The 18,712-nt window shown below is 62.4% G+C and carries 15 protein-coding genes and 1 pseudogene; 2 read left to right on the forward strand and 14 right to left on the reverse strand.

Features of this window, described 5'->3' with window-relative positions; all coding sequences use genetic code 11:
* Nucleotides 1-113: 113 nt before the first annotated feature.
* The 13 genes and pseudogenes from M2395_RS30000 to dksA form a co-directional block, all read right to left on the reverse strand.
* Nucleotides 114-980, reverse strand: a complete 867-nt coding sequence (locus M2395_RS30000) for an oxygenase MpaB family protein (protein WP_011063515.1) — start codon at nucleotides 978-980, stop codon at nucleotides 114-116.
* 53 nt (nucleotides 981-1,033) lie between these two features.
* On the reverse strand, nucleotides 1,034-2,971 hold the full coding sequence (gene acs / locus M2395_RS30005; RefSeq protein WP_123430024.1) for an acetate--CoA ligase: 1,938 nt from the start codon (nucleotides 2,969-2,971) through the stop codon (nucleotides 1,034-1,036).
* 128 nt (nucleotides 2,972-3,099) lie between these two features.
* Entirely contained in the window at nucleotides 3,100-4,764 is a 1,665-nt protein-coding gene (pgi, locus tag M2395_RS30010; protein WP_011063513.1) for a glucose-6-phosphate isomerase, read from the reverse strand.
* 246 nt (nucleotides 4,765-5,010) lie between these two features.
* A pseudogene (locus M2395_RS30015) lies at nucleotides 5,011-5,160 on the reverse strand (aspartate 1-decarboxylase); the annotation flags it as partial.
* A gap of 123 nt (nucleotides 5,161-5,283) precedes the next feature.
* Nucleotides 5,284-6,144: a pantoate--beta-alanine ligase gene (gene panC, locus M2395_RS30020; protein ID WP_041119923.1), complete on the reverse strand. Its 861-nt coding sequence runs from the start codon at nucleotides 6,142-6,144 to the stop codon at nucleotides 5,284-5,286.
* Nucleotides 6,141-6,941, reverse strand: a complete 801-nt coding sequence (gene panB, locus M2395_RS30025) for a 3-methyl-2-oxobutanoate hydroxymethyltransferase (protein WP_015637061.1) — start codon at nucleotides 6,939-6,941, stop codon at nucleotides 6,141-6,143. The genes panC and panB overlap by 4 nt, the downstream gene beginning before the upstream one ends.
* A gap of 394 nt (nucleotides 6,942-7,335) precedes the next feature.
* Nucleotides 7,336-7,815 (reverse strand): 2-amino-4-hydroxy-6-hydroxymethyldihydropteridine diphosphokinase, encoded by a 480-nt coding sequence (gene folK / locus M2395_RS30030; protein WP_015637060.1) that lies wholly within the window; start codon nucleotides 7,813-7,815, stop codon nucleotides 7,336-7,338.
* Nucleotides 7,816-7,818: 3 nt separating this feature from the next.
* Nucleotides 7,819-9,210 (reverse strand): polynucleotide adenylyltransferase PcnB, encoded by a 1,392-nt coding sequence (locus M2395_RS30035; RefSeq protein ID WP_011063509.1) that lies wholly within the window; start codon nucleotides 9,208-9,210, stop codon nucleotides 7,819-7,821.
* Nucleotides 9,211-9,955: 745 nt separating this feature from the next.
* On the reverse strand, nucleotides 9,956-11,383 hold the full coding sequence (locus M2395_RS30040; protein ID WP_011063508.1) for a sigma-54 dependent transcriptional regulator: 1,428 nt from the start codon (nucleotides 11,381-11,383) through the stop codon (nucleotides 9,956-9,958).
* Between the two features lie 22 nt (nucleotides 11,384-11,405).
* Nucleotides 11,406-14,360, reverse strand: coding sequence for a sensor histidine kinase (locus M2395_RS30045; RefSeq protein ID WP_011063507.1), 2,955 nt, complete (start codon nucleotides 14,358-14,360; stop codon nucleotides 11,406-11,408).
* On the reverse strand, nucleotides 14,344-14,520 hold the full coding sequence (locus M2395_RS30050) for a hypothetical protein (protein ID WP_003176118.1): 177 nt from the start codon (nucleotides 14,518-14,520) through the stop codon (nucleotides 14,344-14,346). The genes M2395_RS30045 and M2395_RS30050 overlap by 17 nt, the downstream gene beginning before the upstream one ends.
* Before the next feature lie 77 nt (nucleotides 14,521-14,597).
* Nucleotides 14,598-15,494, reverse strand: coding sequence for a tRNA glutamyl-Q(34) synthetase GluQRS (gluQRS, locus tag M2395_RS30055; protein WP_011063505.1), 897 nt, complete (start codon nucleotides 15,492-15,494; stop codon nucleotides 14,598-14,600).
* Nucleotides 15,495-15,632: 138 nt separating this feature from the next.
* Entirely contained in the window at nucleotides 15,633-16,073 is a 441-nt protein-coding gene (dksA, locus tag M2395_RS30060; RefSeq protein ID WP_011063504.1) for an RNA polymerase-binding protein DksA, read from the reverse strand.
* A gap of 342 nt (nucleotides 16,074-16,415) precedes the next feature.
* Here dksA and M2395_RS30065 point away from each other — a divergent pair, with 342 nt between their 5' ends.
* A complete protein-coding gene (locus M2395_RS30065; RefSeq protein WP_011063503.1) occupies nucleotides 16,416-17,588 on the forward strand; it encodes a pyridoxal phosphate-dependent aminotransferase in 1,173 nt (390 codons plus the stop codon).
* Nucleotides 17,588-18,301 (forward strand): DNA/RNA nuclease SfsA, encoded by a 714-nt coding sequence (gene sfsA / locus M2395_RS30070; RefSeq protein WP_015637057.1) that lies wholly within the window; start codon nucleotides 17,588-17,590, stop codon nucleotides 18,299-18,301. Before M2395_RS30065 ends, sfsA begins: the two co-directional genes overlap by 1 nt.
* Here the strand turns inward: sfsA and M2395_RS30075 are convergent.
* Nucleotides 18,298-18,615: a Rieske 2Fe-2S domain-containing protein gene (locus tag M2395_RS30075; RefSeq protein ID WP_065363678.1), complete on the reverse strand. Its 318-nt coding sequence runs from the start codon at nucleotides 18,613-18,615 to the stop codon at nucleotides 18,298-18,300. The two genes, sfsA and M2395_RS30075, sit on opposite strands and share 4 nt — an antisense overlap.
* Nucleotides 18,616-18,712: the final 97 nt, after the last annotated feature.

Here is an 18,712-nt window from a genome sequence, read left to right on the forward strand (position 1 = left end):
GTGTTGGCCGGGCGGCACAGGCACTGGAAATTGGCGAAATCATGGTTGCACACAACCCCGGGAGCCGGCCAATCGCGAACCGGCCGGTCGGGTTGTGCTTGAACGGTCGGTTTTTACAGGCCCATGCGTCGTTTCGCCCGGTGCACGGAACTGTCCCGTACCGCCCAGCGCAGCATCGGCGTGCTGCGCTTGACGCTGGCACGAATCAGTTGGCGTTGCAGCGGGTTCTGATTGACCTCGAGCATGGCGCTGGCCCAGTCCGGCAGCAGGTCGATGCCGGCCTGCATCATCAATGAACCGAAGGGTTTGGCCAGGCGGCTGGGGGCTGGGGCAGCCAGCAGCAGGCGCAGGACCTCCCGGCTGCGCTGGTCGCAGAGCAGTTGGGGGCGCATGGCCTGCAGGTAGTCGGCCACGGCGCGCCGCGAGCGCGGCACGTCCCGGGCTCCCAGGCGTTCGGCGATCAGGGCGATCTCGTCGTAGTAGCGATCCTGGTCAGCCCCGGAAAGATGAGGGTTGAGGTAACGCAAGTGCGCGGCAAGAAAGCTGCTGACCTCAGCCACGTGAACCCAGGTCAGCAGATCGGGGTCGCTGGCGGCATAGGGGCGGCCATCGGGGGCGGTGCCGACTATGTGCAAGTGAATGCTGCGTACCTTGTCGATCAGCCATTCGGCGTCCTGGCGGGAGCCGAAGGTGGTGCCGGAGATGAACTGCCCGGTGCGGCGCAGGCGGCCGATCATGTCCTGGCGAAAGTTCGAGTGATCCCAGACGCCGGCCAAGGCCAGAGGATGCAGGGCCTGCATCAACAGGGCGCTGATGCCGCCGATCAGCATGCTGCTGAAGTCGGCGTGCACCTGCCAACTGACGGACCCCGGCCCGAACAGGCCGGGGTCACCTTTGGGATGTTCCAGGTCGAGTTGGCCCAGAGACAGGCCGGACAGGCTCATGACCTGGCTCTCGATGCGGCTGCGAATGAATTCCATGACAGCTCGGTGTGGCTATTTAAAAAAGAAGCGCGGCGGATGCCGCGCCGGTTTCAAACGTTCAGGCGTTTGTCGATCAGGCCGTCCACCACGCTGGGGTCCGCCAGGGTCGAAGTGTCACCCAGGGTATCCAGTTCGTTGCAGGCGATCTTGCGCAGGATACGCCGCATGATCTTGCCCGAGCGAGTTTTCGGCAGGGCCGGAGCCCACTGGATCAGCTCCGGCTTGGCGAAACTGCCGATCTCGCGGCTGACCAGGGCCAGCAGTTCCTTCTTCAGTGCCTCGTCGGGCTCGATGCCCTGCATCGGTGTGACGAAGGCATAGATTCCCTGGCCCTTGAGATCATGGGGGTAACCGACCACCGCCGCTTCGGCGATGCTGTCGTGCAGCACCAGGGCGCTTTCCACTTCGGCGGTGCCGATGCGGTGCCCGGAAACGTTGATCACGTCGTCGATGCGCCCGGTGATCCAGTAGCTGCCATCCTCGTCGCGCCGGGCACCATCACCGGTGAAGTAATAGCCGGGGTAGGGAGCGAAATAGGTTTCGACCATGCGCTTGGGATCGCCATAGACGCTACGGATCTGCGCCGGCCAACTGGCCTTGATTGCCAGGATGCCGCTGCCTGCCCCATGGATTTCCTTGCCCTGGTCGTCCAGCAGCACCGGTTGTACGCCGAACATCGGGGTCGAGGCGCATCCGGGCTTGATCTGCCGGGCGCTGACCAGGGGGCTGAGCATGATGCCGCCGGTTTCGGTCTGCCACCAGGTATCGACAATCGGGCAGCGTTGTTCGCCGACCACGTTGAAATACCACTCCCAGGCTTCCGGGTTGATCGGCTCGCCGACGCTGCCGAGCAAGCGCAGGCTGGCGCGGGAGGTGTTCTGTAGCGGGGCGCTGCCTTCGCGCATCAGGGCACGCAGAGCGGTGGGCGCGGTGTAGAAGATGTTCACCTGATGCTTGTCCACCACCTCCCAGAAACGCGAGGTGCTGGGGTAGTTGGGCACGCCTTCGAAGATCAGCGTGGTCGCGCCGTTGGCCAGGGGGCCGTAGAGGATGTAGCTGTGGCCGGTGACCCAGCCGACGTCGGCGGTGCACCAGAAGACCTCACCGTCGCGGTAGTCCAGCACGTACTTGAAGGTCATGGCGGCCTGTAGCAGGTAGCCGCCGGTGGTGTGCAGCACGCCCTTGGGTTTGCCGGTGCTGCCGGAGGTGTAGAGGATGAACAGCGGGTCTTCGGCGTCCATCGGCTCGGGGGCGCATTGGTTGCTGGCGCCAGCCACGGCCTGTTCATAGGAAATGTCGCGATCTGGCACCCAGTTCACCGGGTTGCGGGTGCGTTCGACCACTAGCACGCTGCTGACATCCGGGCAACTGAGCAGGGCCTTGTCGACGTTGCTCTTCAGCGGAATCAGTTTGCCGCCGCGCACGCCTTCATCGGCGGTGATCACGGTGCGGCAGTCGGCGTTGAGAATGCGGTCGCGCAGGGCCTCCGGCGAAAAACCGCCGAACACCACCGAATGCACCGCGCCGATTCGGGTGCAGGCGAGCATGGCGTAAGCCACTTCGGGAATCATCGGCATGTAGATGCACACCCGGTCGCCCTTTTTCACGCCACGGCTTTTCAGCACGTTGGCCAGGCGGCAGACCCGGTCGTGGAGTTCCTGGTAGGTGATGCGCTGGGAGTCTGCCGGGTTGTCACCTTCCCAGATGATCGCCGCCTGATTGCCGCGTTTTTCCAGATGACGGTCGATGCAGTTGTAGCTGACGTTGAGTTGGCCACCGCGAAACCAGTTGGCCTCGCCGGTGCGCATGTCGTGGCTGTGGACGCTGTCCCAGGGGCTGCTCCAGTGCAGGAAGCGCCTGGCCTGCTCGGCCCAGAACTGGTCCGGTTGCTCAATGGACTGGCGGTAGAGGTGGTGGTAGTCGTCCTGGCTCATTTGTGCCGCCCGGCGGACGGCATCGGCTTTCGGAAAAGTGCTGATATCGAACATGACGGTTCCTTATTCTTGTTTTGCGACAAGTCATAAGGGTGCGCACAAGTGCCGGGAAGGTTCAAGTGGGGAAGGGCCGGGGCCCGGACAGGAGCCGGTGTGGCCGGCTCCTGGGGTGACAGGGTCGATCAGCCGCGGTGACGGCCGCGGAAGTAGTTGATCAGGCCTTGGGTCGATGCGTCGTCGGCCAGGGTTTCGTCGCTGCCGACCAGGCGGTTGTAGACGCCTTTGCCCAGCTCCTTGCCCAGCTCCACGCCCCACTGGTCGAAGGCGTTGATGCCCCAGACCACGCTTTGCACGAAGACCTTGTGTTCATACAGCGCCACCAGTGCGCCAAGGCGCCGCGGGCTGATGCGCTCCACCACCAGGGTGTTGCTCGGACGGTTGCCGGGAATCACCTTGTGCGGTGCCAGTTTCGCGATTTCGGCTTCGCTCAGGCCTTTCTCGCGCAGTTCGCTCTCGGCTTCGGCGCGGGTCTTGCCCAGCATCAGTGCCTGGCTCTGGGACAGGCAGTTGGCGTACAGCCACTGATGGTGGTCGGCCACCGGGTTGAAGCTGACGATCGGCACGATGAAGTCGGCCGGAATCAACTGGGTGCCCTGGTGCAACAACTGGTGGTAGGCATGCTGGCCGTTGCAGCCCACGCCGCCCCAGATCACCGGGCCGGTATCGGTGGCCACCGGAGTACCGTCCTGGCGCACGCTCTTGCCGTTGGATTCCATGTCCAATTGTTGCAAGTGCTTGGTGATGTTGCGCAGGTAGTGGTCGTACGGCAGGATCGCGTGGCTCTGCGCGCCCCAGAAATTGCCGTACCACACGCCCAGCAGCGCCAGCAGCACCGGCATGTTCTGTTCGAATGGGGCGCTCTGGAAATGCTGGTCCATGGTGTAGGCACCGGACAGCAGCTCCTTGAAGTTGGACATGCCGATGGCCAGGGCGATCGGCAGGCCGATGGCGGACCACAGCGAGTAGCGCCCGCCGACCCAGTCCCACATCGGGAAGATGTTCTCTTCGCGAATGCCGAAGGCCACTGCCGCCGCATTGTTGCTCGACACGGCGATGAAGTGGCGGTGCAGTTCGGCCTCCGAGCCGCCCTGGGCCAGGTACCAGGCCCGTGCTGCCTGGGCGTTCTTCAGGGTTTCGAGGGTATTGAAAGACTTGGAGGAAACGATGAATAGCGTAGTTTCTGCACGGATTTTCGCAGAAAGCTCATGGAACTCGCTGCCATCGATGTTCGCCAGGTAATGGCAGCGCACGCCTTTCTGGGCGTAGGACAACAGCGCTTCGGAAACCAGCTCCGGGCCGAGGAAGGAGCCGCCGATGCCGATGTTCACCACGTCGGTGATGGGCTTCTCGGTGTAGCCGCGCCACAGGCCGTCGTGGATGCGGCCCACCAGCTCGGTGATCTGGTTCAGTACCTTGTGCACTTCGGGCATCACGTTGACACCGTTCACCGACAGCTTGTCGCCCACCGGGCGGCGCAGTGCGGTGTGCAAGGCCGGGCGGCCTTCGGAAGCGTTGACCAGTTCGCCGGTGATCATGGACTTGATGGCGTCTGAGAGGCCGACTTCCTTGGCCAGGTTCACCAGCAGGTCGCGGGTTTCGCTGGTGATCAGGTTCTTCGAATAGTCGAGAAACAGCCCGCAGCTGCTCAGGGTGAATTGGCTGAAGCGCTGCGGATCGGCATTGAACGCCTCGCGCATGCTGAAATCCTGCATGGCTTGGCGGTGGTCTTTCAACGCTTGCCAGGCGGGCAGAGCGGTAACGTCATGAGGAGTGCGGTAGTACGCCATCGCTGCGGTTTTCCTTTTGCTTGAACTGCCTTTTGGACACTGAAAAGCCCGGAACGTCCTGCGCGGTCTCAAGGACCCGTTGGGCCGGCCCTGTGCTGATACGTTTAATCACTCGGGGGGATAACAGTAACCCCGGCGTGCTGTTCTGTCTTGGCTTTGTCCGACTGGTGGCCAGTACTATTTTGTACTCAGCGGGCCTGCCTGGTCTGGATTCGGGCTTTCAATGGGTAGAAATAGGGGGAAGCGTCAGGCGAGCTGATCCGAAATCGCAGGGCTGGTAAGGCTCTGCTCATTGCCAGGAGCCATGTGCAGCATGCGCGGCTTGAAACCGAGCAGTTCGGCTTCACTGCAGGGAGCATAGGTACAGAGGGTCGCTCGATCACCGACCTTGGCCTTGAACATGATGGTGTACATGGGGTGTTCCCTGGGGCGGATCCTTGAACGGGGCCCGCAGTCATGGGCTGCAGGCCCCAGCCGGCGGCAGTTTGCCCGAAGGTTGGAGTTCGGGCAATCGGGCGTTCATGCCGGTGTGTCGAGGTCCAGGTGCAGGTTGTCGATCAACCGTGTCGCGCCCAGATAGGCTGCCACAAGAATCACCAGTTCACGGTCTTGCGCGGTGGCTGGACGCAGGTTCTGTGCCTGGCGGATTTCCAGGTAGTCACGGCGCAGACCGGCGGCTTCAAGCTGCTGCTGTTGTTCGGCCACAAGCTTGGGATAGTCGCGTTCGCCGTTCCTGATGGCCTGGGCAATCTGGCTCAGGCTGCGGTACAGCACCGGGGCGATAGCGCGCTGCTCTTCGCTCAGGTAGCCGTTGCGCGACGACAGGGCGAGGCCGTCGGCGGCACGTACCGTTGGCTCACCGATGATCTGGATCGGCATGTTCAGGTCGTGCACCAGGGCCCGAATCACTGCCAACTGCTGGTAGTCCTTCTGGCCAAACACCGCGAGATCGGGCTGGACCATGTTGAACAGCTTGCTGACCACTGTAGCCACGCCTTCGAAATGCCCGGGACGGCTGGCGCCGCACAGGCCTTCGGATAGCTGGGGAACGCTGACCCGGGTCTGCCCGGCCATGCCGTCGGGGTACATTTCTTCGACGCTGGGGGCAAACAGCAGGTGGCAACCGGCTTCCAGCAATTTTTCCTGGTCGGCGGCGAGGGTGCGTGGGTACTTGTCCAGGTCTTCGCCGGCACCGAACTGCAGTGGGTTGACGAAGATGCTGGCGACCACGAAGTCCACCCGCTGGGCGGCTTTGGCCACCAGGGCGGCGTGGCCACTGTGCAGGTTGCCCATGGTGGGCACGAAGCCGATCCGCTTGCCCTCACTGCGCGCGCGGGCGACCGCGGCGCGCAATTCGCGCACGGTTTTGACTGTATTCATGCAGAGAACCCGTGTTCGGCGCCAGGGAAGGTGACGGCTTTGACTTCTTCGACATAGGCGCTCAAGGCGGCCTGGATACTGTCCTTGCCTGCCATGAAGTTCTTCACGAACTTCGGCGAGCGGCCGCTGAGGGACAGCCCCAGCATGTCGTGGAGCACCAGGACCTGGCCGTCGGTAGCACTGCCGGCACCGATACCTATTACCGGGATCTTCACCGCCTGGGTGATTTCCGCCGCCAGCTCGCTGGGCACGCACTCCAGCAGCAGCATTGCCGCGCCGGCCTGCTCCAGGGCGATGGCATCGGCACGCATCTGCCGCGCCTGGCTTTCATTGCGGCCCTGCACCTTGTAGCCGCCCAGAACGTTCACGGTCTGTGGCGTCAGCCCCATGTGCACGCAGACCGGCACTCCACGCTCGTTCAGCAGGCGCACCGGCTCGGCCAGCCAGGCTGCGCCTTCGATCTTGAGCATATGGGCGCCGGCCTGCATCAGCTGGGCCGAACTGCTCAGGGCCTGTTCAGTGGTGGCGTAGGACATGAATGGCAGGTCGGCCAGGATCAGTGCCCCGTTGTTGCCGCGCTTGACCGCCGCGACGTGATAGGCCATGTCAGCGGTGCTGACGGGCAGGGTGCTGTCGTGTCCTTGCAGCACCATGCCCAGGGAGTCGCCTACCAGCAGGACTTCGACGCCTGCCTCGCAGCAGGTGTGGGCGAAGGTGGCGTCGTAGCAGGTCAGCATGGTGATTTTCTCACCTTTCTGCTTGAGGCTTTGCAGGGTGGTCAGAGTGATATCTGGCATGAAAGGGGTCCTCATTTCAGGCGCTTTGGAAACTACTGCGAGTAACGCGCGTGATTCTTCGTTATTCAGGCGCACGGTCTTTTGTCGTGCTTATACAGCCTGGTTCCAAGCGATTTGAACGGGCTTGCGGGAGTCGCGCCTGTGGCGTCGGGCCCATCATTCTGTGCCCAGAAGAGGTGCCATGCCAGCGGGTGCCACCGCCGTTGCACAACTGCCCCTGCCTGGCGTTTCCCGGGCTCGCCGCGAACCGGCCTCACTTGAATTGCGCCCTTTAGCGCCGTGATGGCGGCAACGGGACGCCTATAGTCGTGAGGAGAACTCGGGAAGTCAATTAGATGTGTTACCGCATTGTTACGCTGCCAGTGTTACCGCCGTTACTGATGCGTTTCAGCGGTCAGGCCAGGCGTTCCAGGCCGACAAATGGGCAGGCAGCGAGCAGTTCGTGCAGGGTGCGGCCGTCAGCCAGTTGCAGGTCGGCAGGGGCCAGTTCCGCCAACGGGTAGAGCACGAAGGGGCGCGCCTGCATGTGGTAATGGGGGACTTTGAGGCGGGGTTCGTCGATCAGTCGATCGCCGAACAACAGGATGTCCAGATCCAGGGTACGTGGGCCCCAGCGCTCATTTCGCTCGCGGCCTTGCTGGTTTTCGATGGCCTGCAAGGCGTCCAGCAGGGCTAGCGGCGCCAGCGCGCTGTCCAGCGCCGCGACGGCGTTGGTATAGCGTGGTTGGCCTGGGAGCAATGAGTCGCTCTGGTAGAAGGCCGATACGCCGTGCAGGCGGCTTTCGGGCAACTGCGCGAGGGCCTCGGTGGCACTGCGCAGTTGTGCTTCAGGGGCTGCCAGATTGCTGCCCATGCCGATGTAGATGCGTTCCATCTATTACTCGCCCGATGCGCCGCTGCTGCGCTTGCGCTTGGCACCGCTGCTGCGCCGGCGCTTGCGTGGCGCGCCACTGGCGTCTTCCTTGCCGCTGAGGTCGCGGATCATGTCGCGGCGTTCGGCGTCATTGGCGTCCTGATAGTCGGTCCACCATTCTCCCAGGCCATCGGTCTGCTCGCCGGCGCTTTCGCGCAGCAGCAGGAAGTCGTAGCCGGCGCGGAAGCGCGGATTGTCCAGCAACTGGTCGGCGCGCTTGCCGCTGCGCCGTGGCAGGCGTTCCTGCATATCCCAGATTTCGCGGATCGGCATGGTGAAACGCTTGGGAATAGCGATGCGCTGGCACTGTTCGGCGATCAGCTCGTGGGCGGCTTCCTGCATGGCCGGAATCGGCGGCATGCCACGCTCCTGCAGGCGCAGCACCCGGGCCGGCAGGGCTGGCCAGAGCAGGGCGGCGAACAGGAAGGCTGGGGTCACCGGCTTGTTCTGCTTGATCCGCAGGTCGGTGTTGACCAAGGCTTCGCTGATCAGCGTATGGGTGTAGGTCGGGTTGTACTCCAGGGCTTCGGCGCTGGCCGGGAACAACGGGTCGAACAGTTGCAGGTCCACCAGCATTTCGAAGGTGTCCGCCGCGTAGCCGGAGAGGAACAGCTTGAGCACTTCTTCGAACAGGCGCGCCGAGGGGATTTCCCGCAGCATCGGTGCCAGTTCGCGAATGGGCGCGGCGGTGTGTTTCTCGATGCCGAAGTTCAGTTTCGCTGCAAAGCGTACTGCTCGAAGCATACGTACCGGGTCTTCCTGATAACGCTGGCGAGGATCGCCGATCAGGCGGATCAGGTTGTTGCGAATGTCGTGTACGCCATTGGCGTAATCGAGAATGCGTTCGCTGACCGGATCGTAGTACAGGGCATTGATGGTGAAGTCGCGACGTTGCGCGTCCTCTTCCAGGGTGCCATAGACGTTGTCCCGCAGGATCCGCCCGCTTTCGTTGCGCGATGACTGGTTACTGTCCTCGTCGTCTTCGTTTTGCGGGTGATTGGCGCGGAAAGTCGCAACTTCGATGATTTCGCGACCGAAGTGGATGTGCACCAGCTTGAAACGCCGACCAATGATGCGCGCGTTACGGAACTCGGCCTTGACCTGTTCCGGCGTGGCGCTGGTGGCGACGTCGAAGTCCTTGGGGGTGATATTGAGCAGCATGTCGCGCACGCAGCCACCCACCAGGTAGGCCTGGTAGCCGGCGTTCTGCAGGCGTTCGACGATATTCACCGCATACCGGCTGAACTGGGCACGTTGCAGCGAATGCTGGCTGCTATTGAGCACTTCAGGCGTGCTGCGTTTATGTTGCGTACGACGCAAGGGAGAACGGAATGACTGGAACAGCTTCTTCAGCATGGGATGCACTGTTTGAAGGAATATTCGGCCAAAACGAAGAGTGGCCGCATGATGGGCGGGGATTCTAGCATTTAGTCGAAGGATGGTGTAGGAAGCTGCCGCGACTTGTACAGGCTGGCGCTGAGCTGCGGTTTGGCGAGGTTGGATGGGGGGCGGGGGAGTGAAAACACGAATTCCGGAAACCACAAGGGGAGCCGAAGCTCCCCCAGAATAGTTGCGTGCTCTATTTTTATTATTGGTTTCGGGCTTCTTATTTTTGTTAAACGCCCTTGTCATCTGGTTTACCCAGGATGACCCTCCCAATCGGGAGCCAAGAGCAAACGGATTGCTTTGATCGCTGAGTTGCAATGACCTTTCGATCCAACCAGTTCAGGCTCTGCCTTAGGGCAGTTTTTGTTGTTCTCGGCCTGGTTGTGGGGCAAGCCCCAAATACAACGCCTCTCCAAAAGAATCAGTTAGCTGCGCCTCCGCCGTGTTGTTTTTATTATGCGTGAGTCGATTCGTCTTATTTTTATTGTCTTGTGCATTGCTTGTTATTGTTCTTGTACCAAACATATAGCAGGTGCCGTGCCAACTTTTGCGATCCCCAGTAAAACAAGGGGTTAGGCGTGCCGTTGGGTGTTTTTCAGGGCAAAAAAAACCGGGGCTTCGTTACCTTTAGCCCCGGTTCCTGTTACGTGCGATGGAGCAGGTAACAGTTTTTTTCACAAAAGCGAGTGTTACCCGCGATTTCGTCAGCCGTAGTTCAGCTTTCGCTGGCGACTCCACTCTTGCGCCGTGGGATGCCCAGGCGCTGACGACGTTCCCACAGGCACTTGCGGCTGACGCCCAGTTTGCGTGCCAGCTCGGTCTCGGTCATGTGGTCCTGGTGTTCGAGGACGAAGTGCTGGAAGTAGTCCTCCAGAGACAGGTCTTCGGTCGGTTCGTGGCTGGTGTTACCCGCTTGTGGGGGCAGGCCGACGAAGTCGTCGTCTTCCAGGTCGCTCAGTTCGATGTCGATGCCCAGCAGGTCGGCCGAGATTTCCGGGCTTTCGCACAGAATGACCGCACGCTCGACAGCGTTCTCCAGTTCGCGCACGTTCCCCGGCCAGGAGTAATGGCGGATGGCCTGTTCTGCATCGGCGGCGAACTTAAGGTCCGTGCGGCCGACGCGTGCGCTCTGGCGGGCCAGAAAGGCATTGGCAATTTCATTGACGTCTGCACCGCGCTCACGCAGGGCCGGCAGTTTCAGGGCAATCACGTGCAGGCGGTAGTACAGGTCTTCACGGAACTGGCCTATTTTCGACAGGCTTTTCAGGTCGCGGTGAGTGGCTGCAATCAGGCGCACATCGACTTTCTGTGACTGTACCGAGCCGACACGGCGGATCTCGCCTTCCTGCAGTACTCGCAGCAATCGCGCCTGCGCCTCCAGCGGTAGCTCGCCAATCTCGTCGAGGAACAGGGTGCCGCCGTCCGCAGCTTCTACCAGGCCGGCACGGCCGGCGCTGGCCCCGGTGAACGCGCCTTTCTCGTGGCCGAACAGTTCGGACTCGATCAGGGTTTCCGGAATGGCTGCGCAGTTCACCGAAATCATCGGTGCCTTGGCACGCTTGGACAGGTTGTGCAGGGCCCGGGCTACCAGTTCCTTGCCGGTACCGGATTCACCCTGAATCAGTACATTGGAGTCAGTGGGCGCCACTTTGCGGATCTTGCTGTACAGATCCTGCATGGGAGCGCAGGAGCCGATGATGCCGATTTCGCCATTGTTGTTGCCCGCACCGGCCCGCTCCGCAGTGGCGCCAGCCTTGGCGGCCGGACGGTCTGGCGGGGCATTTTCGGCGCTTTGCCGATCCCGCAGGATCCGCGCCACGGCCTGGAGCATTTCATCGTGATCGAACGGCTTGGCGATGTAGTCCACCGCGCCCATTTTCATCGAGTCCACGGCTGAGCGCAGGCTGGCGTAGCTGGTCATGATCAGCACCGGAGTGCCCTGGCCGAGCTTGATCAATTCGGTGCCCGGGGCGCCTGGCAGGCGCAAGTCACTGACGATCAGATCGAAAGTGGGAATGCTGAAGCGTTCCTGTGCCTCCTGCACTGAGCCGGCTTCGCTGACCTGGTACTGGTTGCGTTCCAGCAGGCGGCGCAGGGCGGAGCGGATAATGGTTTCGTCTTCGACGATCAGAATATGCGGCATTGATTCAATTCTCTCGACGGTCTCAGTTCACAGCGGACGTCGCTTCGACATGACGCGGTAAAGTCACCCGGATACGGGTGCCGCGTTGGCTTTGAGGATCGGCCGGGCTGTCGATGGTGATTTGTCCATAATGCTCTTCAACGATGGAATAGACCAGTGCAAGGCCCAGACCGGTGCCTTCCCCAGGGTCCTTGGTGGTGAAAAACGGTTCGAACAATCGGTCCATGATGTTCTTCGGAATGCCGCTGCCTTCGTCCTCCACGATCAGGTCGACCGTGTGCTCGAAAGCCTCGCTCTTGACGCGTACCGCGCTGCCAGGAGGGGAGGCGTCGCGGGCGTTGGAAAGGAGGTTGATCAGTACCTGGGCAAGGCGCTGGGGATCACCGTCGACCCAGTGGTCGGGATCGCACAGGTTGAAGAACTGCACCTCGAAATTGCGCCGGTTCAACGCCAGCAGGCCAATGGCGTCCTGGGCCACTTCGGCCAGGCACACCGCCTCGTCGTTGTGCTGATGGCTGCCGGCGTGGGCGAAGCTCATCAGCGACTGGACGATACGCGAGATGCGTTTGGTCTGTTCGAGGATCTGCTCGCTGATTTCCGTCAGTTCGCCGTCCTCTTCCCGTTCTTCGCGCAGGTTCTGCGCCAGGCAGGCGATGCCGGTAATCGGGTTGCCGATCTCATGGGCCACCCCGGCCGCCAGGCGCCCGATGCTGGCCAGGCGTTCGGAGTGCACCAGCTTGTCTTCCAGGGTCTGGGTTTCGGTCAGGTCTTCCACCAGCAGTACCAGGCCGCTGTTGCCCGGGGCCAGAGGCTCATCGATGGCGGCCTTGTGCAGGTTCAGCCAGCGGGTCTGGCCATCGAGGGCCAGGTGCTGTTTGTGCAAGTGTTCGTCCGGCAGGTTGATAAAGCCCTGCAGCAGGTCCTTCCACGGGTTGGTAATGGTGCTCAGGCGTGAGCCCACCACGTGCTGGGCTGGTATGCCTGTGAGCTCCTCCATGGCCTTGTTCCACATGAGGATCTCCTGGTCCTTGGCCAGGGAGCAGACTCCCATCGGCAGCTCTTGCAGGGTTTGCCGGTGATAGCGGCGCAGGGCATCGAGCTCGGCGGCCAGGCCGGTGAGGCGTGAGTGGTAGTCCTCCAGCCGGCTTTCGATGAAGTGGATGTCCTCGGTGACGTAGTTTTCTCCACCGGCCTTGTAGGGCAGGAAGGTTTCCACCATGTCCTGGGCGACGCTGGGGCCCATCAACCCGGACAGGTTGGCTTCGATGCGGTCGCGCAGGCGCCGCAGGGCGTAAGGTCGGCGTTCGTCAAAGGGCAGATACAGATCACGCAGGGCCTGCTCCACTTCCTTCTGGGCTGCCTTGGCCCCCAGCGGCTTGGCCAGTTGGGTGGCGAACTCCTGGGGCGAGGCGGCGTGCAGTTCCCGGCGCTGCGGACGGCGCACGTTGTCCACGGCACAGGCTTCGGCGGCGCTGGCCTCCTCGGTGCTGGCATTGGTGAACAGCGAGATCAGGGTGAACATCAGGACGTTGGCCGCCAGCGAGGCGATGGCCGCCATATGCCAACTGGTGTCGTCCAGGACGTAGATCATGTTCAGCAGCGGGATGTAGAAACCCTGCAGGTTGCCGATCAACGGCAGCAGCATGGTCACCAGCCACACCAGGATCCCCGCCAGCAGGCCGGCGATGAAGCCCCGGCGGTTGGCGGTCGGCCAGTACAGTACCGACAGCACGCCCGGAAGAAATTGCAGGGTGGCGACGAAGGCCACGATCCCCAGGTTGGCCAGGTCCTGCTCGGCGCCCAGCAGCAGGTAGAAGGCGTAGCCGGCCATGATAATGGCGACGATCAGGGCGCGGCGGGTCCACTTCAGCCAGCGGTAGATGTTGCCCTCCGCCGGCGGCTGGTAGAGCGGCAGCACCAGGTGGTTCAGGGCCATCCCCGAGAGCGCCAGGGTGGTGACGATGATCAGGCCGCTGGCGGCCGACAGCCCGCCCACATAGGCCAGCAGAGCCAGGGCCGGGCTGTTGGCGGCGATGCCGATGCCCAGGGTGAAGTATTCCGGGTTGGTGGTAGCGCCGAGCTTGAGGCCGGCCCAGAGAATCAGCGGCACTGCCAGGCTCATCAGCAGCAGGAACAGCGGCAGCCCCCAACTGGCGCTGACCAGGGCGCGAGGGTTGAGGTTCTCGGTAAAGGTCATGTGGTACATGTGCGGCATGACGATCGCCGAGGCGAAGAACACCAGTAGCAGGGTGCGCCACGGGCCTTCCTGAAGGGGTGTATGCAGTGCGGCAAGGGCAGTCTGGTTCTGCAGCAGCCAGAGTTCCAGTTGTTGCGGGCCGTCGAATACCCCGTACAGCGCGTACAAGCCGACACCGCCAATGGCGATCAGCTTGATCACCGATTCGAAGGCAATGGCGAACACCAGGCCTTCATGTTTTTCCCGGGTGGCGATATGCCGCGAGCCGAAGAAGATCGTGAACAAGGTGATCAGCGCGCAAAAGCTCAGCGCCACCCGATGTTGCACTGGCTCGTGGGTGAGAATGCCAATGGAGTCGGCCACGGCCTGGATCTGCAGCGCCAGTAATGGCAGCACGCCGATCAGCATGAAGATCGTGGTCAGCGCACCGGCCCAGGTACTGCGAAAACGGAAGGCGAACAGGTCGGCCAGGGATGACAGCTGGTAGGTGCGGGTGATTTTCAGGATCGGGTAGAGCAGTACCGGTGCCAGCAGGAAGGCCCCGGAAACCCCCAGGTAGCTGGACAGGAAGCCATAGCCGTACTGGTAGGCCAGGCCGACCGTGCCGTAGAACGCCCAGGCACTGGCATAGACCCCGAGTGACAGGGTGTAGGTCAGCGGGTGGCGAATGATCGAGCGGGGGATCATCCCGCGCTCACTGATCCAGGCAACGCCGAACAGCACCGCCAGGTAGGCGGCGCTGATCAGGATCATCTGGGTCAGGCTAAAGCTCATCGGCATCTTTTTGGCTCTGCAGGATGAAGGTCACGACGATCAGAATCAGCCAGAGCAGATACGGGCGATACCAGGCGCCAGTAGCATCGATCCACCAATCCATGATGGCGGGGGAGAACAGATAGATCCCCACTACCAGGAGCAGGACCAAGCGATAGATGTACATCTCGGCCTCTCTTTATTGTGTGCGTGCCCGAAAACGTGCGGCGATGGTAACGGATGGGCGCCAAGCTGCAAGTGGCGTCAGCTTAATTGCGCTTCCGGCACGCTCAGTGTGCGTGGAATCAGGGCGGCATCCCAGTGGGCCATGCCCCAGGCCATTATCTGCGCGACGCTGGCGCCATCGAGGTCGGCCGGTGGCTTCTGGCCCAGTGCCCGCAGGGCGCGCAGCAGCAGGGGCGGGGCCTGATCCTCGGTCAGCGGGGGCGAGCGGTAGGACTTGCCCAGTTTGTGCCCGTCCGGCTGGGTGATCAGCGGTACATGCAAGTAGCGGGGCTGGGAAAGGCCCAGCAGTTCCTGCAGGTACAGCTGGCGCGGTGTGGAATCCAGCAGGTCGGCGCCGCGCACGATATCAGTGATGCCTTGCCAGGCATCGTCGAGCACCACGGCCAATTGGTAAGCGTAGAGACCATCGCGGCGGCGGATCACGAAGTCCCCCACTTCCCGGCCCAGGTGCTGGCGGTATTCGCCCTGGACCCGGTCGACGAAGCGATACTCCAGTTCGGGTACCCGCAGGCGGATCGCGGCGTCGTCCTGGGCGTGGCCGAGGTTGCGGCACAGTCCCGGGTAAATGCCATGGTAGGGCTCCAGCTGTTTGCGCGAACAGGTGCAGGCATAGGCCAGGCCCTGCTGGAACAGGCGATTGAGGACTTCGCCATAGGCGTCGTGGCGATCGCTCTGGCGGATCATCTGCCCGTCCCATTCGAAGCCGTAGCTTTCCAGAGCCTTGAGAATGGCCGCCTGGGCACCGGGCTCTTCCCGGGGCGGGTCAAGGTCCTCCATGCGCAGCAGCCAGCGGCCGCCGACGGCGCGGGCATCAAGATAGGAGGCAAGCGCGGCAACCAGAGAGCCGAAATGCAGATAGCCGCTGGGAGTGGGGGCGAAGCGCCCGATGTACGAGGAAGAGGTGGAGGCAGTCATGGAGCGGATGTTACTTCGTCTGGCCCCGGGGTGACGATGGTGCCGGGGGATCGCTTTGGCGAGCGGGCTTGCTATTGCAGGGAAGGCAGAAACGAAAACGGAGCGTGGGTACGCTCCGTTTCAGGTTCCAGCCGGCGATTATTTGCCGACCTGTTTTTCCTTGATTTCCGCCAGTGTCTTGCAGTCGACGCACATGTCGGCGGTTGGGCGGGCTTCCAGCCGGCGGATGCCGATCTCGACGCCGCAGGATTCGCACCAGCCGTATTCTTCGTCTTCGATCAGTTGCAGGGTCTTGTCGATCTTCTTGATCAACTTGCGCTCGCGATCGCGGGCCCGCAGTTCGAGGCTGAACTCTTCTTCCTGGCTGGCACGGTCAGCCGGGTCGGGGAAGTTGGCCGCTTCGTCTTTCATGTGATCAACAGTGCGGTCGACTTCCTGCATCAAGTCCTGTTTCCACTTGTTCAGGATCTTGGTGAAGTGCTCGCGCATGGGCTTGCCCATGTACTCTTCGCCCGCAGTTTCAACGTAAGGTTCAAAACCGCTGATCGATTGAATCTGTTGCTTTGCTTGGGTGGGCATGAATGGACCGCCTCTACTCTTGTAATCCATTGCGCAGGATTGCTCCATCTCCGACACTTGCCGGCCCTGCGGCTGCAAGCGGGCGAACTTACCAGATCAAACCAGAGCGCGCTACTCCCGGTTGTCGAGCCTATGTCCTGCTTCGTCCATGGATATGGGAAAAGCCTGACATGGCTTGCTGATCGGTTCGTTCAATCATTGATTTTAGTCAAGTCTGCGGGTTGTGTTGGCGCCAGTTGGCGCAAGCAACAGACCGCTCGGATCTGCCTGGGTTCTCCCGGGCTTGATCAGATGGGTAGAATCGGTCCTTTGCTCCCCCCTCGAATCAATGAAGGAAGGCTAATGGCTCAGCCCTACAGTGCGCGTAGTCGCGCTATCGAACCTTTCCATGTCATGGCCTTGCTGGCCCGCGCCAATGAGCTGCAAGCCGCCGGGCATGATGTGATTCACCTGGAAATCGGCGAACCGGACTTCACCACCGCCGAGCCAATCATCAAGGCCGGGCAGGCCGCGCTGAGCGCCGGCAAGACGCGCTACACCGCAGCCCGCGGAATTCCCGAGCTGCGAGGGGCGATTTCCGGCTTTTATCAGCAGCGTTACGGCCTGGACATCGATCCCGAGCGGATCATGATCACCCCCGGTGGTTCCGGTGCCCTGCTGTTGACCAGCAGCCTGTTGGTGGACCCGGGCAAGCACTGGCTGCTGGCGGACCCGGGTTATCCGTGCAACCGGCATTTTCTGCGTCTGGTGGAAGGGGCTGCGCAGTTGGTCCCGGTGGGGCCGGATGTGCGTTACCAACTGACGCCGGACCTGGTGGAGCGCTATTGGGATCAGGACAGCGTGGGCGCCCTGGTGGCCTCGCCGGCGAACCCCACCGGCACGGTCCTGAGCCGGGACGAGTTGGCGGGGTTGTCCACCGCGATCAAGGCTCGCAACGGGCATCTGGTGGTGGACGAGATCTACCATGGCCTGACCTATGGCACCGATGCCGCCAGCGTTCTGGAAGTGGATGACAGCGCTTTCGTCCTGAATAGTTTCTCCAAATATTTCGGCATGACCGGCTGGCGCCTGGGCTGGCTGGTAGCTCCGCCGGCAGCCGTGGGTGAACTGGAAAAGCTGGCACAGAACCTTTATATCAGTGCGCCGAGCATGGCCCAGTATGCTGCGCTGGCTTGCTTCGAGCCGCAGACCCTGGAGATCCTCGAGGAGCGCCGCGCCGAGTTCGGGCGCCGCCGGGATTTCCTGCTGCCAGCCTTGCGTGAGTTGGGCTTCGGCATCGCTGTGGAACCTGAAGGGGCGTTCTACTTGTACGCGGACATCAGCGCCTTCGGCGGTGATGCCTTCGCATTTTGCCGGCACTTCCTGGAAACCGAGCACCTGGCCTTTACCCCTGGCCTGGACTTCGGCCGGCATCAGGCTGGCCATCATGTGCGCTTTGCCTATACCCAGAGCCTGGAACGCCTGCAGGAGGCGGTTGAGCGTATCGCCCGTGGCCTGCAGAGCTGGCACGCCTGATGCGCTTCGATCCTCCCCTGGAAGAGGGGCGTCTGCTGCGTCGTTACAAGCGCTTCCTGGCGGACATCGAAACCACCACCGGCGAGCTGTTGACCATCCATTGCCCCAATACCGGCTCGATGCTCAATTGCATGGTCGAGGGCGGGCAGGTGTGGTTCAGCCGCTCCAATGACCCCAAGCGCAAGTTGCCGGGCACCTGGGAAATCAGCGAAACCCCTCAAGGCCGCCTGGCCTGCGTCAACACCGGGCGGGCCAACGGGCTGGTGGAAGAAGCCTTGCGGGCGGGGCTTATCAGCGAGTTGAACGGCTTCACCGGGCTCAAGCGCGAGGTGCCTTACGGGCAAGAGAACAGCCGTATCGATTTTCGCCTGGATTACCCGGACGGTCCGGCGTACGTCGAGGTCAAAAGCGTCACCCTGGGCTTCGATGGCACGCCGGTGGCAGCGTTTCCCGATGCCGTGACCCAGCGCGGCGCCAAGCATCTGCGGGAACTGGCGAGCCTGGCCCGGGAGGGCGTGCGGGCGGTTCAGCTGTATTGCGTCAATCTTTCGGGCATCGACGCGGTGCGGCCGGCGCAGGAGATCGATCCGGGTTACGCCGCTGCCCTGCGCGAAGCCCGAGCGGCGGGGGTTGAGGTGCTGGCCTATGGTGTGTGCCTGACGGCCGAGCAAGTGTGCATCGACCGGCGTCTTGAAGTGTTGCTCGGGGATTAGAGGTCCACCCAGATCCCCTGGCTGTCTTCATGGCAGCCGATGCTCTCCAGGAACTGGCCGGCGCAAGGTCCGGCCACGCACTCTCCGCTCTCGATCAGAAACAGGGCGCCATGGGTGGCGCACTGGATCAGGCTGGCGCTGGGGTCGAGGAACTGGTCAGCCTGCCACTCCAGCGCCACTCCCCGGTGCGGGCAGCGATTGGCATAGACATAGGCCCGCTGCTCGCGCCGCACGGCGAACAGCTTCAGCCCGGAGAGCTGGAAGCCCCGGCTGCCGGCTTCGGGCAGATCGTTGCCGGCGCAAAGAAATTTCATGGCTATCCTCTTGGTCCGAAGGCTCTGCGTCCAGGCTGTCACAGTTTCTTTCCGGCTGCAGGATGAAACATGTCGGCGCTTGACGGCTAAATGAAAA

Origin of the sequence: Pseudomonas sp. BIGb0176 (assembly GCF_024810175.1) — a bacterium.
Classification (GTDB): domain Bacteria; phylum Pseudomonadota; class Gammaproteobacteria; order Pseudomonadales; family Pseudomonadaceae; genus Aquipseudomonas; species Aquipseudomonas protegens.

Coding starts and splice junctions, on each gene's coding strand:
- M2395_RS30050 (WP_003176118.1), bottom strand. CDS start 14,520: ATGTACATCTATCGCTTGGTCCTGCTCCTGGTAGTGGGGATCTATCTG.
- M2395_RS30075 (WP_065363678.1), bottom strand. CDS start 18,615: ATGAAATTTCTTTGCGCCGGCAACGATCTGCCCGAAGCCGGCAGCCGG.
- dksA (WP_011063504.1), bottom strand. CDS start 16,073: ATGCCCACCCAAGCAAAGCAACAGATTCAATCGATCAGCGGTTTTGAA.
- panC (WP_041119923.1), bottom strand. CDS start 6,144: ATGAATACAGTCAAAACCGTGCGCGAATTGCGCGCCGCGGTCGCCCGC.
- M2395_RS30000 (WP_011063515.1), bottom strand. CDS start 980: ATGGAATTCATTCGCAGCCGCATCGAGAGCCAGGTCATGAGCCTGTCC.
- acs (WP_123430024.1), bottom strand. CDS start 2,971: ATGTTCGATATCAGCACTTTTCCGAAAGCCGATGCCGTCCGCCGGGCG.
- sfsA (WP_015637057.1), top strand. CDS start 17,588: ATGCGCTTCGATCCTCCCCTGGAAGAGGGGCGTCTGCTGCGTCGTTAC.
- M2395_RS30040 (WP_011063508.1), bottom strand. CDS start 11,383: ATGCCGCATATTCTGATCGTCGAAGACGAAACCATTATCCGCTCCGCC.
- folK (WP_015637060.1), bottom strand. CDS start 7,815: ATGGAACGCATCTACATCGGCATGGGCAGCAATCTGGCAGCCCCTGAA.
- M2395_RS30035 (WP_011063509.1), bottom strand. CDS start 9,210: ATGCTGAAGAAGCTGTTCCAGTCATTCCGTTCTCCCTTGCGTCGTACG.
- pgi (WP_011063513.1), bottom strand. CDS start 4,764: ATGGCGTACTACCGCACTCCTCATGACGTTACCGCTCTGCCCGCCTGG.
- M2395_RS30065 (WP_011063503.1), top strand. CDS start 16,416: ATGGCTCAGCCCTACAGTGCGCGTAGTCGCGCTATCGAACCTTTCCAT.
- M2395_RS30045 (WP_011063507.1), bottom strand. CDS start 14,360: ATGCCGATGAGCTTTAGCCTGACCCAGATGATCCTGATCAGCGCCGCC.
- panB (WP_015637061.1), bottom strand. CDS start 6,941: ATGCCAGATATCACTCTGACCACCCTGCAAAGCCTCAAGCAGAAAGGT.
- gluQRS (WP_011063505.1), bottom strand. CDS start 15,494: ATGACTGCCTCCACCTCTTCCTCGTACATCGGGCGCTTCGCCCCCACT.